The organism is Bradyrhizobium sp. FW305-F6 (genome assembly GCF_058782905.1).
This window is the reverse complement of record NZ_JBYSYD010000003.1, coordinates 354,031-379,635: the sequence shown is the minus strand read 5'-3', so window position 1 is coordinate 379,635 and position 25,605 is coordinate 354,031. Positions and strand designations below refer to the sequence as shown.

Genomic DNA, 25,605 nt, shown 5'->3' with positions numbered 1-25,605 from the left:
TAACCGCTATTGAACCGATTCTATGCGATCAGGATGAATTCGGCAAAACAATTGGCGAATTCGATCGGCGTCTTCCGGGGCTAGTCCTCGTCCTCGACCTTATCGAAGAAGGAATAGCGCAAGGAGTCCGCGTCCGCGTACCATTGCCCCGGCCCCTTGTTGGCGGCGAGGGTCGCCTCCCAGAGCGCGTCGGTGCAATCCTTGCGGTGCATCGACAGATCGAAGCCGTTCCCGAAGAACAGTTCGGACCATTCCCACCAGGTGCCGAGCTTCTTCACGCCGCGCAGGAGGTCGTAGCGGTCGATCAGCGCCGGCGCCATGTCCGAGGTGACTGAGCCGAACACCAGCCCCCTCTTGACCACGCGGTTGAGCTCGCGGATCGCGCGGACCACCTGCTTCGGGGAAACGTGGCAAAGGCTGGTCTCGAACACGAAGTCGAACGCACCGTCCTTGAACGGCATGTCGGTGATCGAGCCGAGCTTGTTGTACTTCTTCAGCGCCTTCGGCGTCCTGGCGTGAATGGCGCGGTTGTTCTCGATGCCCCAAGCATCGATGCCGCGGTCGCGCAGCGCGCCGACCAGCTCGCCGCTGGCGGAGCCCGCGACCAGCAGCTTGGCGCCCGTCGGCTTGCCCCAGACGATGCCGATCAACCTGGTCAGATAATCGGGATCGGTGAAGTGCCGCCACGCTTCGTGATAGGGGCCGAGGCCGCGATAGTTCTCGAAATAATCGCGATCGATCTTGTCCGAGAGCGGCTGGTTCTCCTGCGCGCGTTCGCGGCGCAGGCGCATCATCTCGGTCAGGATGATATCGGTCGCCGCGTCGGAGGAATCGAGCAAGCCGTTCAGAGTTGAATCGAACAGATAGTCGCCGACCACCACGATGCCGGGATGGTCCTTCGGCTCGGGCCGGTGATTGGTCATGACGTCGCGCACGGGCAGACCACCGGGGACCGCATTCACCGACGACAGCCAGCGATGGATCTTGCCTTCCATGAAATGCGCACGAGCATCGCCGAGCGAAGCCGGCAGCGATTTCAGCGCGGCCTCGATCAGCTCCTGATCCGACAGATTGGCGAACGCCAGCGCGTCGGAACCGGGAATGAGCCAGTTCAGCACGCCATGCTTGCCGACGTCGTGACGTGCGCCCTCGTTGTAGACGCAACAGCCGCCGAAGGCTTCCGACATGAACCAGGCGCCGGGAATCTTCTCGCCCCAGAACGGCTCGTCGAACAGGATCGAGACGCGCAGATAGTGCGCGGGGCGGTCGAAATAGGCGACGTGCTTGACCATCGACTTGCGCAGCTGCTCGCCCTCCCAGCTGAGGGTGGCGAGCCAGGAATGCGGCAGGCAGACCAGCACGAGATCGAAGTCGCGGGTCTCCGGTCCCTTGCCGTTCATCATCTTGAGCTGATAGCGACCGGTCGGGGCCTTGCCGACGGTGAGCACGCGATGATTGAGCTGAATGTCGGCATTGACCTCCGACTGCAGGCACTCGATCAGCTGCTCGTTGCCGTTCTGGATGGAATAGAGGCCGATATAGCCGTCGACATCCATCAGATAGTTCTTGAGCGCGTTGAGACCGTTGGTGTTGTGGCTCTCGGTCGCGATGTCGGAGCGCGCCATCACCTTGAAGAAGCGCTTGGCCGTCTCGTCCGCGACCTCCTCGTCGAGCACCTGCTCGGCGGTCTTGTAGGCCCAGGGATTCTCGTTGTCGTGCGCGCCGACGCCCTCGTAATATTCGATCGGCGACATCACCTCGGCGCAGCGCTTGCGGAAGGCCTCGATCGCGGCCGCGGTCTTGGCGCCGTATTTGCGGCGCATGCCCGGCACGTCGTTGAGGAGCTCGCCGCCGAAATGCACCTGCTCGGCGTCCATCGGAATGGTCTGCAGTCCGAAATGCTGGATAAGCTCGCGCAGCGGGTCCGGCCCCGTCATCGAGTAGTCGTAGATCTCGGCAACCCCGGCCTCGTACATCGCAGGCGCCGAATCGAATTTGCGCGTGACGATCTTGCCGCCGAGCCGGTCGGAGGCCTCGTAGATGGTGACGCGGCAGAGATCGCCGAGCTTGCGCTTCAGATACCAGGCGCTCATCAGCCCGCCGGGGCCGCCGCCTACAATTGCGAGATCAAGCATGAAAGTTCCGTGGTCTCCGGCCCTGCCCCCTTCGCGGGACACCGGTCCAAGCTCTCCTAGCAGAAGCGCTTTTGCGGCTGAAGGAAAGATGAACGAAGGTTGATCCCGCAACGCAGCAAGCCAGGAAGGCAGCAAAAAGGCCGGCAAAAGCCGGCCTTTTCATTGTTCTCGGTATTCCTACGGATGAACGATCATTCCGCAGGCGGCAGCGCAGGAAGCTCGGCTTCCGGCGCGGGCGACACGACGGCCGCCTGCTTCTCGCGCTCGTCCAGAATCAGCTTGTCGCGCTTCATGGCGACTTCGCGGATCTTGGCCATGGAGGCGCCGGTGCCCGCCGGGATCAGCCGGCCGACGATGACGTTCTCCTTGAGGCCTTCGAGCGGATCGATCTTGCCGTTGACCGCCGCTTCGGTGAGGACGCGGGTGGTCTCCTGGAACGATGCCGCCGAGAAGAACGAGCGGGTCTGCAGGCTCGCCTTGGTGATGCCGAGCAGAACCGGCGTTCCCGTGGCGGGCTTCTTGCCTTCTTCCTTAGCCTTCTCGTTCAGCGCGTCGAACTCGATCTTGTCGACCTGCTCGCCGGAGATCATGTCCGTGTCGCCCTGGTCGGTGATTTCCACCTTCTGGAGCATCTGACGGACAATCACCTCGATGTGCTTGTCATTGATGAGCACGCCCTGGAGCCGGTAGACCTCCTGGATCTCGTTGACCAGATAGGCCGCGAGTTCCTCGATGCCCTTCACCGCAAGGATGTCGTGCGGCGCCGGGTTGCCTTCCACGATGAAGTCGCCCTTTTCGACGACGTCGCCGTCCTGAAGGTGGATGTGCTTGCCCTTCGGAATCAGGTACTCGCGCGGCTCGTCGGTCTTGTCCATCGGCTCAATCGAGATGCGGCGCTTGTTCTTGTAGTCGCGCCCGAACCGGATCGTGCCCGCGATTTCGGCGATGATCGCCGCATCCTTCGGACGCCGAGCCTCGAACAGTTCCGCCACCCGCGGCAGACCGCCGGTGATGTCACGCGTCTTGGCGCTTTCGGTCGAGACACGGGCGAGGATGTCGCCGGGTTGGACCTTGGCTCCGATGTCGACCGAGAGAATGGCGTCGACCGACAGCATGTAGCGGGCATCGCCGCCACGGGCGAGCTTGAGTACCTTGCCGTCCTTGCCCTTGACCACGATGGCCGGACGCAGGTCCGCACCGCCGCGAGTCGAACGCCAGTCGATGACCACGCGCTTGGCGATACCGGTGGCCTCGTCGAGCGTTTCCGAGATCGACTGCCCCTCGACCAGATCCTCGAAGCCGATGGTTCCTTCGACTTCGGTGAGCAGCGGACGGGTGTAGGGATCCCACTCGACGATGCGCTGGCCGCGCTTGACCATGTCACCCTCGTCGACGTGCAGGCGCGAACCGTACTGGATACGGTGCGTCGCACGCTCGGTGCCGTCGGCATCGACGATCGCGACGACCATGTTGCGCACCATCGCGATCAGGTGACCTTCGCTGTTGCGGGCGATGGCCTTGTTCCTGATCACGATCTTGCCGTCGAAATTGGCTTCGACGAACGACTGCTCGTTGAGCTGCGCCGCACCGCCGATGTGGAAGGTGCGCATGGTGAGCTGGGTGCCCGGCTCGCCGATCGACTGCGCCGCGATGACGCCGACCGCTTCGCCGTGGTTGACCGGCGTGCCGCGGGCGAGGTCGCGGCCGTAGCACTTGCCGCAGATGCCGTTGACGAGCTCGCAGGTCAGCGCCGAGCGGATCTTCACCTCCTGGACGCCACCCTGCTGGATGGCTTCCAGATGGCTCTCTTCCATCAGCGTATCGCGCTTGATGATCACCTTGCCCGAGCTGTCGCGAATGTCCTCGCAGGCCGTACGGCCCAGGATGCGCGAGCCGAGCGAGGCGACCACGGTGCCGGCATCGACGATGGCGCGCATCTTGATGCCGAGCTTGGTGCCACAGTCGCTCTGCGTGATGATGCAGTCCTGCGCCACGTCGACGAGACGGCGGGTCAGGTAGCCCGAGTTCGCGGTCTTCAACGCGGTGTCCGCGAGGCCCTTGCGGGCGCCGTGGGTCGAGTTGAAGTACTCGAGCACCGAGAGGCCTTCCTTGAAGTTCGAGATGATCGGCGTCTCGATGATCTCGCCCGAGGGCTTGGCCATGAGGCCGCGCATGCCGGCGAGCTGGCGCATCTGGGCCGGCGAACCGCGGGCACCGGAGTGAGCCATCATGTAGATCGAGTTGATGTCGGCGTCGGCTCCGCTCGCCGTCTTCTTGGTGGCGGAGATCTCCTTCATCATCGCCTTGGCGATCTCTTCCGTCGCCTTCGACCAGGCGTCGACGACCTTGTTGTACTTCTCGCCATGGGTGATCAGACCGTCGTTGTACTGCTGCTCGAAATCCTTCGCCAGCGTACGGGTGGTGTCGACGATCTTCCACTTGCCGTGCGGCACGACCATGTCGTCCTTGCCGAACGAGATACCGGCCTTGAACGCGTTGTAGAAGCCGAGCGCCATGATGCGATCGCAGAAGATCACCGTCTCCTTCTGGCCGCAGTGGCGATAGACCTGATCGATGACGCCTGAGATCTCGCGCTTGGTCATCAGCTTGTTGATGATCTCGTACGAGATGCGCGGGTTCTTCGGCAGCAGGTTGCCGAGCATGACGCGCCCGGCGGTGGTCTCGATCCAGCGCTTGGAGACCTTGCCGGTCTCGTCCATGCCTTCCCAGCGGTACTTGATCTTGGTGTGGAGGTGGATGACCTTCGCGTGCAGCGCGTGCTCCAGCTCGGCCATGTCGCCGAACACCTTGCCCTCGCCGGGCAGGCCTTCGCGCATGATCGAGACGTAGTACAGGCCGAGCACGATGTCCTGCGACGGCACGATGATCGGCTGACCGTTCGCCGGATGCAGGATGTTGTTGGTCGACATCATCAGGACGCGCGCTTCCAGCTGCGCTTCGAGCGACAGCGGAACGTGCACGGCCATCTGGTCGCCGTCGAAGTCGGCGTTGAACGCGGAGCAGACCAGCGGGTGGAGCTGGATCGCCTTGCCCTCGATCAGCACGGGCTCGAACGCCTGGATGCCGAGGCGGTGCAGCGTCGGCGCGCGGTTCAGCAGCACCGGATGCTCGCGGATGACCTCGTCCAGAATGTCCCAGACCTCGGGCCGCTCCTTCTCGACCAGCTTCTTGGCCTGCTTCACCGTGGTGGACAGGCCCTTGGCGTCAAGCCGCGAATAGATGAACGGCTTGAACAGCTCGAGCGCCATCTTCTTCGGCAGGCCGCACTGATGCAGACGCAGCTCGGGACCGACTACGATCACCGAACGGCCCGAATAGTCGACGCGCTTGCCGAGCAGGTTCTGGCGGAAGCGGCCCTGCTTGCCCTTGAGCATGTCGGCGAGCGACTTCAGCGGGCGCTTGTTGGCACCCGTGATGACGCGGCCGCGGCGGCCGTTGTCGAACAGCGCATCGACCGCCTCCTGAAGCATGCGCTTCTCGTTGCGGATGATGATGTCGGGCGCGCGCAGCTCCATCAGCCGCTTCAAACGATTGTTGCGGTTGATGACGCGGCGGTAGAGGTCGTTGAGATCGGAGGTCGCGAAGCGGCCGCCGTCCAGCGGCACCAGCGGACGCAGATCCGGCGGAATCACCGGAATCACGGTCATGATCATCCATTCCGGCTTGTTGCCGGAGTGGCGGAACGCTTCCACGATCTTCAGCCGCTTGGCGAGCTTCTTGTGCTTGATGTCGGAGTCGGTCTCCTGCATCTCGACACGCAGCGTGGCCTCGAGCTTTTCGAGGTCCATGCCCTTGAGCAGCTCGCGGATCGCTTCGGCGCCGATCATGGCGGTGAAGCTGTCCTGGCCGTACTCGTCCTGCGCCTTCAGATACTCGTCTTCCGACAGCAGCTGGCGATCCTTCAGCGCGGTGAGGCCCGGCTCAAGCACGACGTAATATTCGAAGTAGAGGATCCGCTCGAGATCCTTCAGCGTCATGTCCAGCAGCAGGCCGATGCGCGAGGGCAGCGACTTCAGGAACCAGATGTGGGCGACGGGGGCCGCGAGCTCGATATGGCCCATGCGCTCGCGCCGGACGCGCGACAGCGTGACCTCGACCGAGCACTTCTCGCAGATGATGCCCTTGTACTTCATGCGCTTGTACTTGCCGCACAAGCATTCGTAATCCTTGATCGGCCCGAAGATGCGGGCGCAGAACAGGCCGTCGCGCTCGGGCTTGAAGGTACGGTAGTTGATGGTCTCCGGCTTCTTGATCTCACCGTAGGACCAGGACAGAATCTTCTCTGGAGACGCGATCGAGATCCGGATCTGGTCGAAGACCTGAGCCGGCGTCGTCGGGTTGAAGAGATTCATAACTTCTTGGTTCATCGTCTTCTCCTCGCGTGCCGGTCGCCTCCGGCCGCAAATTCGAAAATCACTTCTGCACGGCGCCCTGCCCTCAAGGCCTCGGGAGGGGCGCCGATGCCCGGCCGCGAAGGCCGGGCATGACAGGTCGAATTACTCGGCCGCTTCCGACGTCGGCGCCGGACCTATCTTGGAGTTGTGCAGGTCGACGTTGAGGCCGAGCGAGCGCATTTCCTTGACCAGCACGTTGAACGATTCCGGAATACCGGCCTCGAACGTGTCGTCGCCGCGCACGATCGCCTCGTACACCTTGGTGCGGCCGGCGACGTCGTCCGACTTCACCGTCAGCATCTCCTGGAGCGTATACGCCGCGCCGTAAGCCTCGAGCGCCCACACTTCCATTTCGCCGAAGCGCTGGCCGCCGAACTGCGCCTTGCCGCCCAGCGGCTGCTGGGTGACGAGCGAGTACGGACCGATCGAACGCGCATGGATCTTGTCGTCGACCAGGTGATGCAGCTTGAGCATGTAGATGTAGCCCACGGTCACCTTGCGATCGAAGGGATCGCCGGTGCGGCCGTCATAGACGGTCGACTGACCCGAAGCGTCCAGACCGGCGAGCTTCAGCATCTCCTCGATATCGGCTTCCTTGGCACCGTCGAACACCGGCGTCGCGATCGGCACGCCGCGGCTGAGGTTATGGCCGAGTTCGATCAGCTCGTTGTCGTTGAGCGACTTGATCGTCTCGTCCTCGCCGTAGACCTTCTTCAAGGTTTCCTTGAGCGGCTTGATATCCTGCTTCGACAGGTACGCATCGACCGTCTGGCCGATACGCTTGCCGAGGCCGGCACAGGCCCAGCCGAGATGGGTCTCGAGGATCTGACCGACGTTCATGCGCGAGGGCACGCCCAGCGGATTGAGCACGATGTCGGCGTGCGTGCCGTCTTCGAGGAACGGCATGTCCTCGATCGGCACGATCTTCGACACCACGCCCTTGTTGCCGTGGCGGCCGGCCATCTTGTCGCCGGGCTGGATCTTGCGCTTCACCGCGACGAAGACCTTGACCATCTTCATCACGCCGGGCGGCAATTCGTCACCGCGCTGAAGCTTCTCGACCTTGTCGAGGAAGCGCTGTTCCAGCCCCTTCTTCGACTCGTCGTACTGCTTCCGCATGGCCTCGATCTCGGCCATCAGCTTATCGTTCGGCGAAGCGAACAGCCACCACTGCGACTTCGGGTACTCCTCGAGCACCGCACGGGTGATCTTGGTGTCCTTCTTGAAGCCCTTCGGACCCGCGATGCCCTGGCGCCCCTCGAGCAGCTCGGCGAGACGGTTGTAGACGTTGCGGTCCAGGATCGCCTGCTCGTCGTCGCGGTCCTTGGCGAGGCGCTCGATCTCTTCCCGCTCGATCGCCAGCGCACGCTCGTCCTTGTCGACGCCGTGACGGTTGAACACGCGCACTTCCACGATCGTGCCTTGCACGCCCGGGGGGACGCGCAGCGAGGTGTCGCGGACGTCGGAGGCCTTCTCGCCGAAGATGGCGCGCAGGAGCTTCTCTTCCGGCGTCATCGGGCTTTCGCCCTTCGGCGTGATCTTGCCGACCAGGATGTCACCGGCGCGCACTTCCGCGCCGATGTAGACGATACCGGCTTCGTCGAGGTTCTTCAGCGCTTCTTCCGAGACGTTCGGAATGTCGCGGGTGATTTCCTCGGGCCCGAGCTTAGTGTCGCGGGCCATCACCTCGAACTCCTCGATGTGGATCGAGGTAAAGACGTCTTCCTTCACGATCCGCTCCGAGAGCAGGATCGAGTCTTCGAAGTTGTAGCCGTTCCACGGCATGAACGCGACCAGCACGTTGCGGCCGAGCGCGAGCTCGCCGAGATCGGTCGACGGACCGTCAGCGATGATGTCGCCCTTCTTGACGATGTCGCCGACCTTCACCAGCGGACGCTGGTTGATGCAGGTCGACTGGTTGGAGCGCTGGTACTTCATCAGACGATAGATATCGACGCCCGACTTGGTGGGATCGAGATCTTCCGTGGCACGGATGACGACGCGGGTGGCGTCGATCTGGTCGATCACGCCCGAACGGCGCGCCGCGATCGCGGCGCCCGAGTCACGGGCAACCACGCCCTCCATGCCGGTACCGACGAACGGCGCCTCGGCGCGAACCAGCGGCACCGCCTGGCGCTGCATGTTCGAGCCCATCAGCGCGCGGTTGGCGTCGTCGTTCTCGAGGAACGGGATCAGCGCCGCTGCGACCGAAACCAGCTGCTTCGGCGACACGTCCATGTAGTCGACCTTGTCGGGCGTCATCGGCACGACGTCGCGGGTCCCGCTCGAGCGGCAGACCACGAGGTCTTCGGTGAAGCGACCCTTGGCGTCGACCGGCACGTTGGCTTGCGCGACGGAATAGCGTCCTTCCTCCATCGCCGAGAGGTACACGACCTCGTCGGTGACGCGGCCGTCCTTGACCTTGCGGTACGGCGTCTCGACGAAGCCGTACTTGTTCACGCGCGCGAAGGTGGCGAGCGAGTTGATCAGGCCGATGTTCGGGCCTTCCGGCGTCTCAATCGGGCAGATGCGGCCGTAATGCGTCGGATGCACGTCGCGCACCTCGAAACCGGCGCGCTCGCGGGTCAGGCCGCCCGGTCCGAGCGCCGACAAGCGGCGCTTGTGGGTGATCTCGGACAGCGGGTTGGTCTGGTCCATGAACTGCGAGAGCTGCGAGGAGCCGAAGAACTCTCGCACGGCGGCAGCCGCCGGCTTGGCGTTGATCAGGTCCTGCGGCATGACCGTGTCGATGTCGACCGAGGACATGCGCTCCTTGATCGCGCGCTCCATGCGGAGGAGACCGATGCGGTACTGGTTCTCCATCAGCTCGCCGACCGAACGCACACGGCGGTTGCCGAGATGGTCGATGTCGTCGATCTCGCCCTTGCCGTCGCGCAGATCCACCAGCGTCTTGATGACGGAGAGAATGTCTTCCTTGCGCAGCGTGCGCTGGGTGTCGGGCGCATCGAGGTCGAGGCGCATGTTCATCTTGACGCGGCCGACCGCGGACAGGTCGTAGCGTTCGGCGTCGAAGAACAGCGACTGGAACATGGCCTGCGCCGATTCCAGCGTCGGCGGCTCGCCCGGACGCATCACGCGGTAGATATCGAACAGCGCGTCCTCGCGCGTCATGTTCTTGTCGGCCGAGAGCGTGTTGCGGATGTAGGGACCGACATTGACGTGGTCGATGTCGAGCAGCGGCAGCTCCTTGTAGCCCTGCTCGTTGAGCGCCTTCATCAGCTTGTCGGTGATTTCCTCACCGGCCTCGGCGTGGATCTCACCGGTCTTGGGGTTGACGAGGTCCTCGGCGACGTAGTTGCCGACCAGTTCCTCGTCGGCCAAGCGCAGCGCCTTCAGCCCCTTCTCCTGGAGCTGGCGGGCAGCGCGGACGGTGAGCTTCTTGCCGGCCTCGAGAACCACCTTGCCGGTGTCGGCGTCGATCAGGTCGTTGACGGTCGAGTAACCGCGGAAGCGGTTGGCGTCGAACGGAACGCGCCAGCCTTCCTTGGTCCGCTTGTAGAGGATCTTCTTGTAGAAGGTGGACAGGATCGCCTCGCCGTCGAGGCCGAGGGCGAACATCAGCGACGTCACCGGAATCTTGCGGCGACGGTCGATACGCGCATAGACGATGTCCTTGGCGTCGAACTCGATGTCGAGCCAGGAGCCGCGATACGGGATGACGCGGGCGGCGAACAGCAGCTTGCCCGAGGAGTGGGTCTTGCCCTTGTCGTGGTCGAAGAACACGCCGGGCGACCGGTGCATCTGGGAGACGATGACGCGCTCGGTGCCGTTGACGATGAAGGTGCCGTTCATCGTCATGAGCGGAATGTCGCCCATGTAGACGTCCTGCTCCTTGATGTCCTTCACCGACTTGGCGCCGGTTTCCTCGTCGATATCGAACACGATGAGGCGCAGCGTCACCTTGAGCGGCGCAGCGAAGGTCATGCCGCGCTGGCGGCACTCGTCGACGTCGTATTTCGGCTGCTCGAACTCGTAGCGGACGAATTCCAGCATCGAGGTGCCCGAGAAATCGGAAATCGGAAACACCGAGCGGAACACCGCCTGCAGACCCTCGTCGAGACGGCCGCCCTGGGGTTCATCGACCATCAGGAACTGGTCATAGGACGCCTTCTGAACCTCGATGAGGTTCGGCATCTCGGCAACTTCCTTGATGTGTCCGAAGAACTTGCGAACGCGTTTGCGACCGGTGAATGTCTGCTGCGCCATCGTGGCCTCTCATTTTCGTCGCCCGCTTTGGGCGCGCCCTCCGGACCGCGGCTGCCACCGCTTCCCGGGTTGAATCTTTCGAACCCGTCTTGAGGGCCCGAGACGCAGTGTTTCAGGCACCAATGTCCTGAATCTGTTCTTCAGACCTTCAAAACGCAAAACGACGTGCGGGGCGCAGATGCGCACCCGCCCGTCACAACCATCCTCTTCACGGACTGCAAAAGCCCGAAATAGTCTGATCTCCCAACGGCTTACAGGGAAATCCAGCCTCCCTGCCCACCGCGCTTTCGTGCTGCCGACCCGATATGGGGCGACAATAGTGCAGATTCGAGGGTTAAACCCACAAATCCCCACACTTTTTCGTGTTTGGCTCGCGTCGGGACGTTCCGTCGCACGCCTTTTGCATCTGGCCCCGCCTTCCTTCAGATCGTCAGGGCCGGGCTGGACCCGGCCCTGACGATCGTGGGACGCGCTCCCGGGTCTCGCTTCGCGAGCCCGGGATGTCGCCGAAGTAACTTGCGTTACTTCAGCTCAACCTTGGCGCCAGCCTTCTCGAGCTGGACCTTGAGCTTCTCGGCTTCGTCCTTGTTCACGCCTTCCTTGACAGGCTTCGGCGCGCCCTCGACGAGGTCCTTTGCTTCCTTCAGGCCCAGGCCGGTGATGGCGCGGACTTCCTTGATGACCTCGATCTTCTTGTCGCCGGCGCTGGCGAGAACGACCGTGAACTCGGTCTTCTCTTCGGCCGGAGCGGCAGCGGCGCCACCGGCAGCCGGGCCGGCAACGGCGACAGCCGCGGCAGCCGAAACGCCCCACTTCTCTTCGAGGAGCTTCGCGAGTTCGGCAGCTTCGAGCACGGTGAGGCTCGAAAGGTCGTCAACGATCTTCTGCAAGTCAGCCATTGTTCAGTTCCTTACGTGTCAGTCTGGTTCGGGTTTGAGTATTTGCGAAGGGCGTCAGGCCGCTTCGCCCTTTGAGGCATGAGCCTGGATGACGCGCGCGAGCTTGCCCGCGGGCGCGTTGGCGAGCTGGGCCAGCTTGGTCGCCGGGGCCACGATGAGGCCGACGATCTTGCCGCGCAGTTCGTCAAGCGACGGCAGCGAGGCAAGCGCCTTCACGCCGTCGACATTCAGGACGGTCTTTCCCATCGAGCCGCCGACGATGACGAACTTTTCGTTCGCCTTGGCGAATTCGATGGCGACCTTTGGCGCCGCTACCGGATCGTTCGAAGTGGCGATCACGGTCGGTCCCTTCAGCATGGGGCCGATGGCAACGACGTCAGTGCCTTCAAGAGCAATTTTGGCGAGACGGTTCTTCGAGACCTTCACCGCAGCGCCCGCCTGCTTCATCTGCTGGCGCAGCTTCTGCATCTGGGCGACGGTGAGGCCGGAATATTGAGCAACGATCGCGACGCTCGTGGTCTTGAAGACCTCATTGAGCTGTTCGACCGCCTCTTTTTTTGCCGCTCGTTCCACAGCAAGCTCTCTCCGGTTGGCGGTCATCGCAAAAAGCGGGACCGCCGGGTTGCACCCATCGTCCCACCCAAAACCTGAACCTCGGGGCCAAAACCCAAAGGACACGCGCCGGGCGAGACGACGATTCAAAGCCTGCCCTCCGAGAGCCCGTTGAGGCCCACGGCGTGTCGAGGTCCGAACCAGACACGTTCCGCAATCACCGTTGAGGTGGAAGGCGAAGTGAAATCCGGTCTTCACCCGTCTATGCAGGCTATGCGATTAAGCCGTTGAGAAATCGAAATTTCCCGCAGGCGCCTGCAGTCTTGGACAGGACGAGGCCAGCCGGCGAACCGTCCGACCTCTGCCCGCATCCCACCAACCGACGGGTTCTCTTTCCTTTTCGGGCAAATCCTTGCGGACGTCCTGAAAAGGAATGATCTCCTGTCGTGTCAGGTTTTCGGAATGCGTGCACGAACGCGCCAGCCGAGGCCGGCACGTCCGGAGGCGGTTCTTTAACCGCTCTCTGCCTGCTTGCCAAGAGCAAAATTCACACCAGTTCCAATCCGTTGCCGGCCGGGCCTGAGATGGCCCAACAAGGCCCCCATTCAGGCCAATTTGACCCCATAAGGCAGCGGCTTGCCCTCGAAGAACGCCGACAGGTTCGCCAAGACGCAGTTCTGCATGGCCACGTGCGAGTCCAGGGTGTGGCCGCCGATATGAGGGGCGAGCACGACGTTCGGGAGCGCTGTCAGCGCATCCGGGGCGTGCGGTTCCTCCTCGTAGACGTCGAGGCCGGCGCCGGCGATGGTGTTGTCGGCGAGCGCGGCGACCAGAGCCTTCTCGTCGATGACGGAGCCGCGGGAGATGTTGACGACATAGCCGTCCGCGCCGAGGCGCTTGAGGATGTCGGTATTGACGACGTGCTGGGTCTCGGCCCCTGCCCGGACCGCGATCATCAGCACGCTGCACCAGTCGGCCAGCGCCTCCAGGGAGGGACAATATTGATAGGGCAGATCGTGTCTGGTGCGGCTGAAATAACCGATCTCGCTCTCGAAGGCGGCGCAGCGGGCGGCGATCTTGCGGCCGATCTCGCCCATGCCGTAGACGCCGATGCGGCGGCCGGGCATGCCGGCCTGAGGGCGCATCATCGGCGATTGCTTGGAGGCCGCCCAATCGCCGCTGCGAACATATTGGTCGGCGACCAAAATCCGCCGCGTCGTCGCCAGCATCAGGGTCATCGCGATATCGGCGACGGACGCCGCATTGGCACCCGGGCTGTGGCCGACCGCGATGTTGCGGCGGGCCGCCGCCTTCAGGTCGACGCCGTCATAGCCGGTGCCGTAGCAGACGATGGCACCGAGCTTCGGAAAGAAATCCATCGCCTCCGCGCCGAGCGCGGTTCCGCCCGCGGTCAGCACCGCGCGGATACCCCTGAGCTCGTCCGCCGGAAACACCTCTTGCGCGGGCTTGCCGCCGGTGTCGAGCAGTTCGAATCGCTCGGCGAAACGCGCCATCATTGTTTTGGGAAAGCGCGAATAGATCAGGACCTTGTCAGCCATTGTTCTTGTTTCCAGTGAGCGCCGCCACAAACGACGAGGGGCGGAATCGGTCGCCCGACTCCGCCCCTCGCCTCATGCAATTTCCAAACCTCAGCCGAGAATGGTGCCCGGCTCGACCTTCACGCCGGGGCCCATCGTCGAGGACACCGCAACGCGCTGGATGTAGGTGCCCTTGGAGCCGGCCGGTTTCGCCTTGGAGACCGCGTCAGCCAGAGCCTTGATGTTCTCGACCAGCTTCTCCTCGGAGAACGAGGCCTTGCCGACGCCGGCCTGCAAGATGCCGGCCTTCTCGACGCGGAACTCGACCGAGCCGCCCTTGGCGCCCTTCACCGCACCGGTGACGTCCATGGTCACGGTGCCGATCTTCGGGTTCGGCATCAGGCCGCGCGGGCCGAGCACCTTACCGAGACGACCGACCAGGGGCATCATGTCGGGGGTGGCGATGCAGCGGTCGAAATCGATCGTGCCGTTCTGCACCTTCTCGACCAGATCCTCGGCGCCGACGACGTCGGCACCGGCGGCCTTGGCCTCGTCGGCCTTGGCGCCGCGGGCGAACACACCGACGCGCAGCGTACGGCCGGTGCCATTCGGCAGGGTCACGACACCGCGGACCATCTGGTCGGCGTGACGGGGATCGACGCCGAGATTGATCGCGACCTCGATGGTCTCGTCGAACTTCGCTTTCGCGCGTTCCTTGACCATCTTGATGGCGTCCGCGAGCGGGTAAAGCTTTTCGCGGTCAATACCTTCGCGGGCTTTGTTCAAACGCTTTCCGATTGCCATGACCGCTTACCCCGCAACTTCCAGACCCATCGAACGGGCCGAGCCCTCGACCATCTTCATGGCCGATTCGATGGTGTCGCAATTCAAGTCCTTCATCTTCTTCTCGGCGATCTCGCGCACCTGCGCCTTGGTCACCTTGCCGGCCTTGTCGCGGCCCGGCGCCTTCGAGCCGGACTGGATCTTGGCAGCCTGCTTGAGGAAGTAGGACATCGGCGGCGTCTTCATCTCGAAGGTGAAGGAACGGTCCGCATAGATGGTGATGATCACCGGGATCGGGGTGTTCTTCTCTTCCTTCTGGGTCTGGGCGTTGAACGCCTTGCAGAACTCCATGATGTTGAGACCGCGCTGACCGAGCGCGGGACCGATCGGGGGCGAAGGATTCGCCGCACCGGCCGGGACCTGAAGCTTCAGGTATCCGGTCACTTTCTTTGCCATGTATCACTCCTGTTCTGCCGGCATGCCGCCGGCGGTTTCAGGTTCGTGGTCGGGATCGATGTGCGGCTGGCAACCGCTCTCGTCCTCCCACGGCCTCTCCTGGAGACGTCCCCGCCTCCACTCCTCTCGTCATGCCCGGACTTGATCCGGGCATCCATCACTCTTCGCAGAAAGCATTCTTGCGAAGCAGATGGATTGCCGGGTCAAGCCCGGCAATGACAGCTCGAGTCAGACCTTCTCGACCTGACCGAATTCCAGCTCGACCGGCGTGGCGCGGCCGAAGATCGACACCGCGACCTTCACGCGCGAGCGCGCCTCGTCGATTTCCTCGACCACACCCGAGAACGAGGCGAACGGGCCGTCCGCCACGCGCACGTTCTCGCCGATCTCGAACGACACCGACGCCTTCGGCCGTTCCACACCCTCCTGCACCTGGTGCAGGATGCGCATGGCCTCGGATTCCGAGATCGGCATCGGCTTGTTTTCAGCGCCGAGGAAGCCCGTGACCTTCGGCGTATTCTTGATCAGGTGGAACGCCTCGTCGGTCAGCTTCATCTTCACCAGCACGTAGCCGGGGAAGAACTTGCGCTCGGCATCGATCTTGCGGCCGCGGCGCACTTCCGTGACCTTCTCGGTCGGAACCAGCACCAGTTCGAACAGCTCCTCGAGCCCGCGCTGCTTGGCCTGCTCGCGGATCGATTCGGCGACCTTCTTCTCGAAATTCGAGTAGGCGTGGACGATGTACCAGCGCTTGTCGGACACTTGAGCGGTTGCTGTTGCCATCAGTGAATGCCCAGGAGGAAGGTGATGAGATAACGGATGATCTGATCGGCGGCGAAGAAGAAGATCGAGGCCACGGCGACCATGACGAACACCATGATGGTGGTGATCGTGGTCTCACGGCGGGTCGGCCAAGTGACCTTGGCAGTCTCCGAGCGCACTTCCTGCAAGAACTTGAACGGGCTGACTGCCATCGTCTAGGGTCCAGCGTCCTCGACAGACGCAAATGAATTTCAGGGATCCGAACAGCCGCCGTTGGCCCAGCCCTCTGTCTCGAAGGATGAGCCGGAAACCGGGCTCGATTGTTCGGGGATTTCAAGGCCGCGCCGGAAATCCGCGTCTAACGGGCCGGCTGCGAGTGCGGGGTATCTACTGCGGATGGGGCCAAAGGTCAAGGTAAAGAGACTTCGCGCGGCAATCCGCCCTCCCCCGCCCCCCGGTACGGAATCCATGCGGATCAAGGGGTTATCCACCGCTCGCAAGGCTCGATCCCTCAAAGGGGCATCGGCCCGGACCGGTCAGTCGGCCCGGTCGATCATGGAAATGCCCGGCAGCGGCACCACGAACTTCCCGCCTTCGGCGAAATAGCGGGCGTGCTTGGCCCGAATCGGGTCGACGTAGCGCCAGGCGAACACGACGACGAACGCCGGCTTGCGCTCGTACAGGGCAGCCGGCGGCAGGATCGGAATGTCGTAACCCGGACCGGCCATCACGTTTCCCTTGTTGGGATCGTCGTCCACCAGGAAGTCGATCTTATTCTCCAGGCCGAACTGCGGCAGCAGCGTCGTGGTGCCGACCGAGACGCCGTAGCCCGCCACCTGTTCGCCCCGCGCATGGGCGGCATCGGCCATCGCGACCAATTCGTCGCGGATGGCCGCGATCCTCTTCACATAGGGCGCATAATAGGCTGGCTGGTCCACGCCGAGCCGGTCTTCCTCGGCGATGAACTGCGCGACCTCGGCCGACGGCTTCCGCGCCCCGCCCGCCCGCTGAACCGTCACGCGAATGGAGCCGCCCTTGGTCCAGATGTGCTGGACGTCGATCACTTCCATGCCGAGCCGGGCGAAGAAGTGCGTCAGCGGCTTGATGTTAAAATACGACAGATGCTCGTGATAGACGGTGTCGAGCAGGTTCTTCTCGGTGACGTCGACGCCGTATTGCGTTTCGAAGACGAACAATCCGTCCGGCGCGAGCACGTCGCGCACCCCGATCACCAGCGGATCGAGATTGTCGACATTGGCGATCATGTTGTTCGCGATCACGACGCTCGCCGCACCATGGCTCTGAAGGATGCGGCGCCCGATGGCGTCTGTGAAGAAATCGCCGATGGTCTCGATTCCCGCCTCGGTCGCGCGCCGCGCGATGTCGACGGCGGGATCGACACCCAGCACCCGCATGCCGCGCTCTTTGAAGAAGCCAAGGAGTGAGCCGTCGTTGCTGCCGAGTTCCAGGATCAGCGAGCCAGGCGCCACCTCGAAGCGGCTGACGACGTCGTTGGCATAGCCGGCGAAATGCTCCCGCAGGCCGAGCGAGAGCGAGGTGGTATAGACGTAGTTGCGGTACTGGATCTCCGGATTGCCGACATGAAGAATCTGGAGGTGGCCGCAGTCCCTGCACAAATAGAGCGCCATCGGCACGGCGGCGCGAAAGACGGGATCGTCGGCGCTGGCGTTGGGCACCTGGAAGTTCGGCGTGCCGATGGGCATCCCTGCCATCGGGACGACCAGTTCCTGCTTATCCGAATGGCAGAGGCGGCAGGTAGTGCGGACGTAGAACAGGTTTTTCATCGTGGAACCGACAAATGAGATACGGGCGCGAGTGAGATTATCCCACCCTGTGAAAGCCAGATCGGCAATGGGCTCGCGTGGGTCATGAGTGGCTCGAGACTTCCTTGGCCAGCGCGTAGCTGGGAGCTGCCTCGGCCGCCTTGGCCTTGTCCGCCGAATAAGACCCCCGCTCCGGGCTCGCCAGCCAGATCACACCGCCGACGACGCCGATGATCACGCTGATGGCACCCAGAAGCAGCGAAACTGACAGCGCTTGCTCGGACGGCACCCCGGCCAGACCAAGGCAGGCGACCATCGCCCCTTCGCGCACGCCCCAGCCGCTGATCGAGATCGGAACGGCCGTCAACAGCACCACCGGCGGAATCAGGATGCCTGCGTCCAGGACGGAGAGCTGCGCTCCGACACCGCGTGCCAGGGTGTAACAGGCCGTCGCGGTGACGAGATGAATGAGGAGCGCCGATCCGAAAAGCGGCGCACGGCGCTCGGACTGTAGCAGCAGAAACCTGACCAACGTTCCGAACCGCACGAAGCTCGCGATCGCGGGAAGCGCGATGAAGCGTTTCGGCAGACGGTCGAGCGTCAATAGGACCACCGTGCCGGCGACGCCCGCCAGCGTCAGTCCGCCGATGGCGAGGATCGCGGCCGGATTGGACACGCGTGACAGCAGAAGCGGCAATCCGATCACCATCAGCACGATCAACCCGATCAGCGCCGTGAAGCGGTCTGCCGCAACGCCCTTGACGGCCTCCGACCACTGCACGCCGCGTTGGCGCAGCAGCCACATCCGCACTGCGTCGCCGCCGACGGATGACGGCAACACCTGATTGAACCAGAGGCTGATCATGAGGATCCGCCAACCCGCGAGCCAGTCCAACGACACGCCGAGCGCGCGCATGATCAGCTCCCATCGGCCGTTGAGCACGAAGGTTTGCAAGAAGATCAGCACAAGCGCGACGCCGAACAGGAAGGGATCGACCGAGACGAGATGATCGCGCAGCTGGCGCAGGTCGAGACCACGCGCAATGTAGACCAGCACCGCGATCGACAGCAGCAGCTTCACCGAGAACAGGGCCGCCTGCTTGACTCGCGACTGCATCGGTTGCCCGCCTCAGGACGCCGGATATTCCGCACGACCGATGACGAGGTCGATGGCGGCCATCATCCAGAACTGGTGCGTGGTTTCGACGATGTTGTAGCTGCGGCTGTCGACCCAGAAGTTGACGTCGCCGAGCGTGCTCAGCGGGTTGTCCGCATTCATGCCCGACAGCGTGATCACGTCGAGCTTCATCGTCCGCGCCTGCGCAACCGCATTGAGGATGTTCTTGGAGCGCCCCGACGAGCTGATGGCGACCAGGCAATCGCCGGCGCGGGCGTTCAGCCTCACGGCGTGCGCGATCCAGTCCTCGAACCCGTAATCATTGGCAAGGCACGACATCATGCTCGCGTCGCTGAAGCAGAGCGCGGGCACAGACGCGTTCTTCGCCAGATCGATCGCCAGATGCGAGGCGATGCCGGCCGAACCGCCATTGCCGATGAAGATGACCCGGCCGCCCTGCTCGCGCGTGCGCAACCAGGACGCGCGAGTGGCGGAGATCCTGGCAAATATACCGTCGTCAGCCGCCGTCGCGCGATGCAGGCGTCCCACGTAATCGTCGAGGAAAGCCTTGTGATCGGGATCCACGGACTCGGCAGGCATGGGCTGGCGGCTCGGTTGCAACATGTCCGGGTGATACCGGCTATTACCAAGGATTGCAAAGGTATAATACTTGCAAAGTTTGTGAGCGGCTGATAGTCGGCTTTCGGGTTTCACAACATTGGCGAGCCTGTTTCGCTGGGCATTCGCGTCACGGATGTTCCCCATGAAATGCATCGTTACTGGCGGCGCCGGCTTCATCGGCAGTCACCTCGTCGATCGCCTCCTCGATGACGGCCACGAGGTCATTGCACTCGACAATTTCGTCATCGGACGCGCCGAAAATCTGGCCGCACACGCCAGTTCGAGCCGGTTGAAGGTCGTGCGGGCGGACGTCACTGACCTCGACTCGATCAGACCGTATTTCCACGGTGTCGATTGGGTCTTCCATCTCGCCGCACTCGCCGACATCGTTCCCTCGATCGAGTCGCCGATCCCCTATCATCGCGCCAATGTCGACGGCACGGTCAACGTCCTGGAGGCGGCGCGGCACGCCGGCGTCAGCCGCTTCGTCTACGCGGCATCCTCCTCCTGCTACGGCATTCCCGACGTCTATCCGACGCCGGAGACCGCCGAAATCCGGCCGATGTATCCCTACGCGCTCACCAAGAATCTCGGCGAGCAATGCGTCATGCACTGGTGCCAGGTCTACAAGCTGCCCGCGGTGGCGTTGCGCCTGTTCAACGTGTACGGACCCCGCCATCGCACCACGGGCACCTACGGTGCCGTGTTTGGCGTGTTCATGGCGCAGAAGCTCGCTGGCAAGCCCTTCACCGTGGTAGGCGACGGCGAGCAGACACGCGACTTCACCTTCGTCAGCGATGTCGCCGATGCCTTCGTGACCGCTGCGCGCTCCGATGTCTCTCATGAGATATTCAACGTCGGCTCGGACAATACCTACAGCGTCAACCGGCTGGTCGAGCTTCTCGGCGGCGACAAGGTCCACATTCCCAAGCGTCCCGGCGAGCCCGACTGCACATACGCCGACATCACCAGGATCAAGCAGGTCCTGAAATGGGCACCGAAGGTGAAGTTCGAGGACGGCGTCGCGACGATGTTGAAGTCGATGGATCAGTACAGGGACGCTCCCCTGTGGACGGTGGACAAGATCGCGGACGCCACCAAGGACTGGTTCAAGTATCTCGGTGACGACACGGCCACCTCGCAGAAGGCAAGCCGTTGAGCAGGCTCGTTCACGTCGTGACATTTGCCGCCAGCCGATCATTTCCGGACCGGCCATCTGAGACCTACCGGCGCTTTGGATAATTCGCATGGGCAATGCTGCAGAAAAGCCGACCGGACATCCGGCACCGCACGATAAGATCAAGACGGTCGAGGAACTCGGCGAGATCGCACGCGCCGCGCAGGCAAAGGGCCTGAAAGTCGCTCTCTGCCATGGCGTCTTCGATTTGGTGCACCTCGGCCATGTCCGGCACATTCTGGCAGCCCGCAACGAGGGCGACGTGGTCATGGTGACAATCACCGCCGACCGCTATGTCAACAAGGGTCCGGGACGGCCGATCTTTCCCGAAAACATGCGCGCCGAGATGCTGGCCGCACTCGGCACGGTCGACTGGGTCGGCATCAACCGGACCTCCAGCGCCGAGCCGGTCCTCGATACCGTCCGCCCCGACATCTACGTCAAGGGCTCGGACTACGAGAATCCGGAGGATGACGTTACCGGCAAGATCGCTGTCGAGCGCGAAGCCGTCGAGCGCCATGGCGGCCGCATCGTCTTCACGCGCGACGTGACGTTCAGCTCGTCATCACTGCTGAACCGCTATTTCGACATCTACGACCCCCCTCTGCGCGACTACCTCCAGAAGGTGCGCGATGGCGGCGGCGCCGAACGGCTGCTGAAGCTGATCGACAAGATCCAGGACATGCACGTCGTGCTGGTCGGCGATACCATCATCGACGAGTACCAATACGTTACGGCGCTCGGAAAGGCTTCCAAGGAGAACATCGTCGCAACCTTGTTCAAGAACGGCGAGCAATTCGCCGGCGGAGTGATCGCCGCGGCGAACCACGTTGCGAGCTTCTGCAAGTCGGTCGAGATCGTCACGACGCTGGGCGGCAACGACTATCCCGACGAGTTCATTCGCGCACATGTCCGCCCGAACGTCACGCTCACCCCGATCCGCATTCAGGGCCGTCCGACAACTTGCAAATTGCGGTACGTCGAGATGGGCTACCTGCACAAGCTGTTCGAAGTCTACACCATGGACGACACGCCGCTCGACGAGACCGCGCGCGCGGAGATCGACCGGGTGACCGCCGACCGCGTGCGCGGGGCCGACGTCGTCATCGTTACCGATTTCGGTCACGGCATGATCGCATCCAGCACGATCGACACGCTGATTGCGAACTCGAAATTCCTGGCGGTCAACGCCCAGAGCAACAGCGGCAACCACGGCTACAACCTGATCACGAAGTATCCGCGGGCCGACTACATCTGCATCGACGCACCGGAAGCCCGCCTGGCCGCCACCGACAAGTTCAGCGACATAGCGTCGGTGATCCAGGACGGCCTGCACCGCAAGATCGAATGCGGCAACATGATCATCACGCACGGCTCCTTCGGCTGCTACCCCTTCTCCTCGAAGACCGGCGTGGCGCGCGTCCCCGCCTTCACCAAGACCGTCGTCGACACGGTCGGTGCGGGTGATGCCTTCCTGACGATCACGGCTCCGCTGGTGGCGGCCGGCGGCAATATCGAGGATGTCGCCTTCATCGGCAACGCCGCGGGCGCGATCAAGGTCGGCATCGTCGGCCACCGCAGTTCGGTCGAGAAGGCGCCGCTGGTCAAGTTCGTCACCGCGTTGTTGAAATAGCGCAAGAGATAGATCCCGGAGAGCGACAGTGATTGATCGGAAATGGAACGTGATGGTCACCGGTGGCGCCGGCTATGTCGGCAGCGTGCTGGTTCCCCAGTTGCTCGCGGCGGGGCACAAGGTCACGGTGCTCGACTTGTTCATGTATGGCGAGGACGTCTTCGACGCCGTTCGTGGCAATCCGAACCTGCGCCTGATCAAGGGCGACATCCGCGATGAGGCTGCGATCAACGAGGCCCTGCGAGGCAATGATGCGGTGATCCACCTCGCCTGCATCTCCAACGACCCCTCGTTCGAATTGGACCCGGGGCTCGGCAAGTCCATCAACTACGACTGCTTCCGGCCGATGGTGCGCGCCGCCAAGAAGGCCGGCATCAAGCGCTTCATCTACGCATCCTCCTCGAGCGTGTACGGCATCAAGGACGAGCCCGAGGTGACCGAGGAGCTGTCCTGCGAGCCGCTCACCGACTATTCGAAATTCAAGGCCATGTGCGAGACCGACCTCGCCGAAGAGGCCGCGTCCGGCTTCGTCACCTGCACGGTTCGTCCCGCCACCGTCTGCGGCTACGCTCCGCGGCAGCGGCTCGACGTCGTCGTGAACATCCTCACCAATCTGGCGGTGAACACCGGCCGCATCCGTGTGTTCGGCGGAACGCAGAAGCGGCCCAATCTGCACATTGAGGACATGTCCGCGGCCTATCTGTTCCTGCTGCAGCAGGATGACGCCAAGATCGACGGCAAGACCTACAATATCGGCTACGAGAACCACTCGCTGATGAAGATCGCCGACATCGTCAAGTCGGTGGTCGGAAACAATGTCGAGGTGGCGGTCGAGCCGACAGACGATCTGCGTTCCTACCACGTCTCCTCGGAGAAGATCCGCCGCGAGCTTGGATTTGCGCCGACGCACACGATCGAGCAGGCCGTGTCCGGCCTGGTAAATGCCTTCAAGGCCGGCCGCCTGCCGAACTCGCTCAATGATCCCAGGTATTTCAACATCAAGATGATGCAGAACATCAGCCTGAAGTGAGCGGCGTGCGGATCGGCATCGATTTCGACAACACGATCATCTGCTACGACAAGGTCTTTGCCGTCGCCGCGCGCCAGCGTGGGCTGGTGCCGGAGGGCTGGGACGGGCTGAAGACGGACGTACGGGACTATCTGCGGTCTCGTGCCGGGGGCGAACTGGCCTGGCAGGGACTGCAGGGTTTCGTCTACGGCAAGGGCATCGGCGGCGCCGAGATCTATCCGGGGGTCCGCGAGTTCCTCGCCGCGTGCCGCAAGGCCCGCGCGGGCGTCTTCATCGTCAGCCACAAGACGCAGTTCGGCCACCAGGACCCTGACCGCGTCGATTTGCGCGAGGCCGCGCGCGGCTGGTTGAGGGGCGCGGGTCTCATCGACGCTGCGGATGCGGCGCTGGTCGCGGGCAACATCTATTTCGAGGCCACGCTCGCGGCCAAGGTCGCGCGGCTCGCGAGCCTGGAGCTCGATATCTTCATCGACGATCTGGTCGACGTGTTCGCGCAGCCGCATTTTCCGAAGACGACGCGATCGATCCTGTTCACGCAGTCGCCGCCTCCCTATCCCGCTCAGTGCGAACCGATCGCGACCTGGGCCGATATCCGCCGCGGAGTGTTCGCGCAATGAGCGAGCCTGACATCGGCGTACAGGATGCGATCTCGATCGGCAGCCGGCTCTCCGGAGCGCCTGTTGTGGCCGCGCAACCGGCCCGGTCCGGCGGCAACAACCGGGTGTTTCGACTTGAGATGACGGAGGGACCCCCGCTCGCCCTCAAGCACTATCCCTCCGACGGGCGTGATCGCCTGGGACAGGAATATGACGCTCTCACCTTTCTGTCGCGACACGGCATCACGTCGACGCCGGGGCCCATCGCAAAGGATCCGGCTGCATTCTGCGCTTTGTATCAATGGTTCGACGGTGACGCCGCGGTCCTGCACCCCCGGCACGATGATGCCGACCAGCTGGCGGATTTCCTGATCGGCTTGCAGAGGCTGCGCAACGCGGAAGGCGCGCAGAACTTGCGCAACGCCTCGGCCAGCATCTTTTCGCCCGAGGAGGCCATCGCCCAGTACGAGCAGCGCCTGGACGTACTGCGGCGCGCGTCGCAGGATGATCCGGACCTGCGTGCGTTCATGGACGGCAGCCTGGTTCCGAGCACCGCAATAGCGATCCAAAAACTCCGCAAGCGCTATGCGGAACTGGGCCTCAATGCCGCAGCGGACCTGGCCCCGGGCCAGCGTGCATTGAGCCCGTCGGATTTCGGACTGCACAACGCGCTGCGCACCGGCGACGGCAGGCTGCGATTCATCGACTTCGAGTATTTCGGCTGGGACGACCCGGTGAAACTCGTGTCCGACACCGCGATCCACCCCGGCAGCGATCTCCCAGCAGCCGACGCGAACCGACTGATCGATCGCCTCTCGCGCGCCTTCGTGGCTGGGGATGACGCGTTTGCGATCCGCCTTGACGTACTGTATCCTGTGTTCGGGGCGATTTGGTGCCTGATTGTCCTGAATGCCTATTTGCCGGAAAGCCGCTCCCGGCGCGCCCTGGCCGCGCAAGGCGGCGATCTGACGGTCCGCCTTGCCGGCCAGCTCGACAAAGCCCGCCGGCTCCACCAAACGATTTGCCAACGTGATCCAGATCTCGCCCCACGCTGAAGCCGCCCTCACCTGCACGCTCGACGAGCGCAGCCTCTATCTGCGCCGCCTCGTCCTCGGTTCTGTCCGCTCGGCCGGACGCGGACATGTCGGTCCTGCCCTGTCGCTGATCGAGATGGTCCGCGTGCTCTACGACGACGTGCTGCGGATCGATCCGACGAACCCGCGCGATCCCAATCGCGACCGCGCGATCCTCAGCAAGGGACACGGCTGTCTCGCGCTCTATGCGCTGCTCGCCGATCGCGGCTTCTTTCCGCTGTCGGAGCTCGACGGCTTCTGCGGCTCCGACAGCATCCTGGGCGGACATCCCGAATACGGCATGGTGCCGGGGGTCGAGGCGTCGACCGGCGCGCTTGGACACGGCCTGTCGATCGGTGTCGGCCTCGCGCTCGCGGCGCGCATGCGCGAGCGCAGCTACCGGACTTTCGTGCTGCTCGGCGACGGCGAGATCAACGAGGGATCGGTGTGGGAGGCCGCCATGGGCGCGGCCAAGCACGGCCTCGACAATTTGGTCGCCATGATCGACTACAACAAACTCCAGAGCTACGGGCCCACCGATTACGTCCTGCCGCTCGAACCCCTCGCGGACAAGTGGCGGAGCTTTGGCTTCGCCGTGCAGGAGGTCAACGGCCACGACGTTGGCGCCCTGCGCGGCGTGCTCGAACAAATCCCGGCCGTTGCGGGCAAACCGACCGCGATCATCTGCCATACCGTCAAGGGCAAGGGTCTGCCGCAGGCAGAATCCAACGCCGATTGGCATCACAAGAACAAGCTGACCGACAGCGAGCTCGACGCCATCCGCGTCGCCGTCGGCGATTTTTGATC

General features: G+C 63.4%; 19 protein-coding genes. 6 read left to right on the top strand and 13 right to left on the bottom strand.

Going from position 1 to position 25,605, the window contains the following annotated elements:
• Nucleotides 1-80 precede the first annotated feature (80 nt).
• The 13 genes from AC3WLX_RS22190 to AC3WLX_RS22130 all read right to left on the bottom strand — a co-directional run bounded on the left by AC3WLX_RS22190 (nucleotide 81) and on the right by AC3WLX_RS22130 (nucleotide 19,268).
• On the bottom strand, nucleotides 81-2,135 hold the full coding sequence (locus tag AC3WLX_RS22190; RefSeq protein ID WP_492337592.1) for an FAD-dependent oxidoreductase: 2,055 nt from the start codon (nucleotides 2,133-2,135) through the stop codon (nucleotides 81-83).
• Nucleotides 2,136-2,326: 191 nt separating this feature from the next.
• Nucleotides 2,327-6,523 carry a DNA-directed RNA polymerase subunit beta' gene (gene rpoC, locus AC3WLX_RS22185; RefSeq protein ID WP_492337591.1) on the bottom strand — a complete coding sequence of 1,399 codons (4,197 nt, stop codon included), beginning with the start codon at nucleotides 6,521-6,523 and terminating at the stop codon, nucleotides 2,327-2,329.
• Nucleotides 6,524-6,652: 129 nt separating this feature from the next.
• Nucleotides 6,653-10,777 (bottom strand): DNA-directed RNA polymerase subunit beta, encoded by a 4,125-nt coding sequence (gene rpoB / locus AC3WLX_RS22180; RefSeq protein WP_492337590.1) that lies wholly within the window; start codon nucleotides 10,775-10,777, stop codon nucleotides 6,653-6,655.
• A gap of 521 nt (nucleotides 10,778-11,298) precedes the next feature.
• A complete protein-coding gene (rplL, locus tag AC3WLX_RS22175) occupies nucleotides 11,299-11,676 on the bottom strand; it encodes a 50S ribosomal protein L7/L12 (protein WP_291553859.1) in 378 nt (125 codons plus the stop codon).
• A gap of 54 nt (nucleotides 11,677-11,730) precedes the next feature.
• Nucleotides 11,731-12,249, bottom strand: a complete 519-nt coding sequence (gene rplJ / locus AC3WLX_RS22170) for a 50S ribosomal protein L10 (protein ID WP_036010998.1) — start codon at nucleotides 12,247-12,249, stop codon at nucleotides 11,731-11,733.
• A gap of 584 nt (nucleotides 12,250-12,833) precedes the next feature.
• Nucleotides 12,834-13,787, bottom strand: a complete 954-nt coding sequence (locus AC3WLX_RS22165) for a 2-hydroxyacid dehydrogenase (protein ID WP_492337589.1) — start codon at nucleotides 13,785-13,787, stop codon at nucleotides 12,834-12,836.
• Between the two features lie 90 nt (nucleotides 13,788-13,877).
• Nucleotides 13,878-14,570 carry a 50S ribosomal protein L1 gene (rplA, locus tag AC3WLX_RS22160; RefSeq protein WP_025037003.1) on the bottom strand — a complete coding sequence of 231 codons (693 nt, stop codon included), beginning with the start codon at nucleotides 14,568-14,570 and terminating at the stop codon, nucleotides 13,878-13,880.
• A 6-nt stretch (nucleotides 14,571-14,576) separates the two neighbouring features.
• Nucleotides 14,577-15,005 (bottom strand): 50S ribosomal protein L11, encoded by a 429-nt coding sequence (gene rplK, locus AC3WLX_RS22155; RefSeq protein WP_011088164.1) that lies wholly within the window; start codon nucleotides 15,003-15,005, stop codon nucleotides 14,577-14,579.
• Between the two features lie 228 nt (nucleotides 15,006-15,233).
• Nucleotides 15,234-15,788: a transcription termination/antitermination protein NusG gene (nusG, locus tag AC3WLX_RS22150; RefSeq protein WP_275511150.1), complete on the bottom strand. Its 555-nt coding sequence runs from the start codon at nucleotides 15,786-15,788 to the stop codon at nucleotides 15,234-15,236.
• On the bottom strand, nucleotides 15,788-15,979 hold the full coding sequence (secE, locus tag AC3WLX_RS22145) for a preprotein translocase subunit SecE (protein WP_007611620.1): 192 nt from the start codon (nucleotides 15,977-15,979) through the stop codon (nucleotides 15,788-15,790). Before secE ends, nusG begins: the two co-directional genes overlap by 1 nt.
• 324 nt (nucleotides 15,980-16,303) lie before the next feature.
• Nucleotides 16,304-17,572 (bottom strand): methyltransferase domain-containing protein, encoded by a 1,269-nt coding sequence (locus tag AC3WLX_RS22140; RefSeq protein WP_492337588.1) that lies wholly within the window; start codon nucleotides 17,570-17,572, stop codon nucleotides 16,304-16,306.
• Between the two features lie 82 nt (nucleotides 17,573-17,654).
• On the bottom strand, nucleotides 17,655-18,668 hold the full coding sequence (locus AC3WLX_RS22135; protein ID WP_492337587.1) for a lysylphosphatidylglycerol synthase transmembrane domain-containing protein: 1,014 nt from the start codon (nucleotides 18,666-18,668) through the stop codon (nucleotides 17,655-17,657).
• A 12-nt stretch (nucleotides 18,669-18,680) separates the two neighbouring features.
• Entirely contained in the window at nucleotides 18,681-19,268 is a 588-nt protein-coding gene (locus tag AC3WLX_RS22130; protein WP_291621493.1) for an SIS domain-containing protein, read from the bottom strand.
• A gap of 163 nt (nucleotides 19,269-19,431) precedes the next feature.
• Between AC3WLX_RS22130 and AC3WLX_RS22125 the strand changes: the two genes are divergently transcribed.
• From AC3WLX_RS22125 to AC3WLX_RS22100, 6 genes are all read left to right on the top strand, one after another.
• Nucleotides 19,432-20,448 (top strand): SDR family oxidoreductase, encoded by a 1,017-nt coding sequence (locus tag AC3WLX_RS22125; RefSeq protein ID WP_492337586.1) that lies wholly within the window; start codon nucleotides 19,432-19,434, stop codon nucleotides 20,446-20,448.
• Between the two features lie 88 nt (nucleotides 20,449-20,536).
• Entirely contained in the window at nucleotides 20,537-22,099 is a 1,563-nt protein-coding gene (locus tag AC3WLX_RS22120) for a PfkB family carbohydrate kinase (protein ID WP_492337585.1), read from the top strand.
• 28 nt (nucleotides 22,100-22,127) lie between these two features.
• Nucleotides 22,128-23,129, top strand: a complete 1,002-nt coding sequence (locus tag AC3WLX_RS22115; RefSeq protein ID WP_291621485.1) for an NAD-dependent epimerase/dehydratase family protein — start codon at nucleotides 22,128-22,130, stop codon at nucleotides 23,127-23,129.
• A 5-nt stretch (nucleotides 23,130-23,134) separates the two neighbouring features.
• The gene (locus AC3WLX_RS22110; protein WP_492337584.1) at nucleotides 23,135-23,746 is read left to right on the top strand and encodes a hypothetical protein; all 612 of its coding nucleotides are present in this window, start codon (nucleotides 23,135-23,137) and stop codon (nucleotides 23,744-23,746) included.
• On the top strand, nucleotides 23,743-24,780 hold the full coding sequence (locus AC3WLX_RS22105; RefSeq protein WP_492337583.1) for an aminoglycoside phosphotransferase family protein: 1,038 nt from the start codon (nucleotides 23,743-23,745) through the stop codon (nucleotides 24,778-24,780). Before AC3WLX_RS22110 ends, AC3WLX_RS22105 begins: the two co-directional genes overlap by 4 nt.
• Nucleotides 24,755-25,603: a transketolase gene (locus AC3WLX_RS22100; RefSeq protein WP_492337582.1), complete on the top strand. Its 849-nt coding sequence runs from the start codon at nucleotides 24,755-24,757 to the stop codon at nucleotides 25,601-25,603. The genes AC3WLX_RS22105 and AC3WLX_RS22100 overlap by 26 nt, the downstream gene beginning before the upstream one ends.
• Nucleotides 25,604-25,605: the final 2 nt, after the last annotated feature.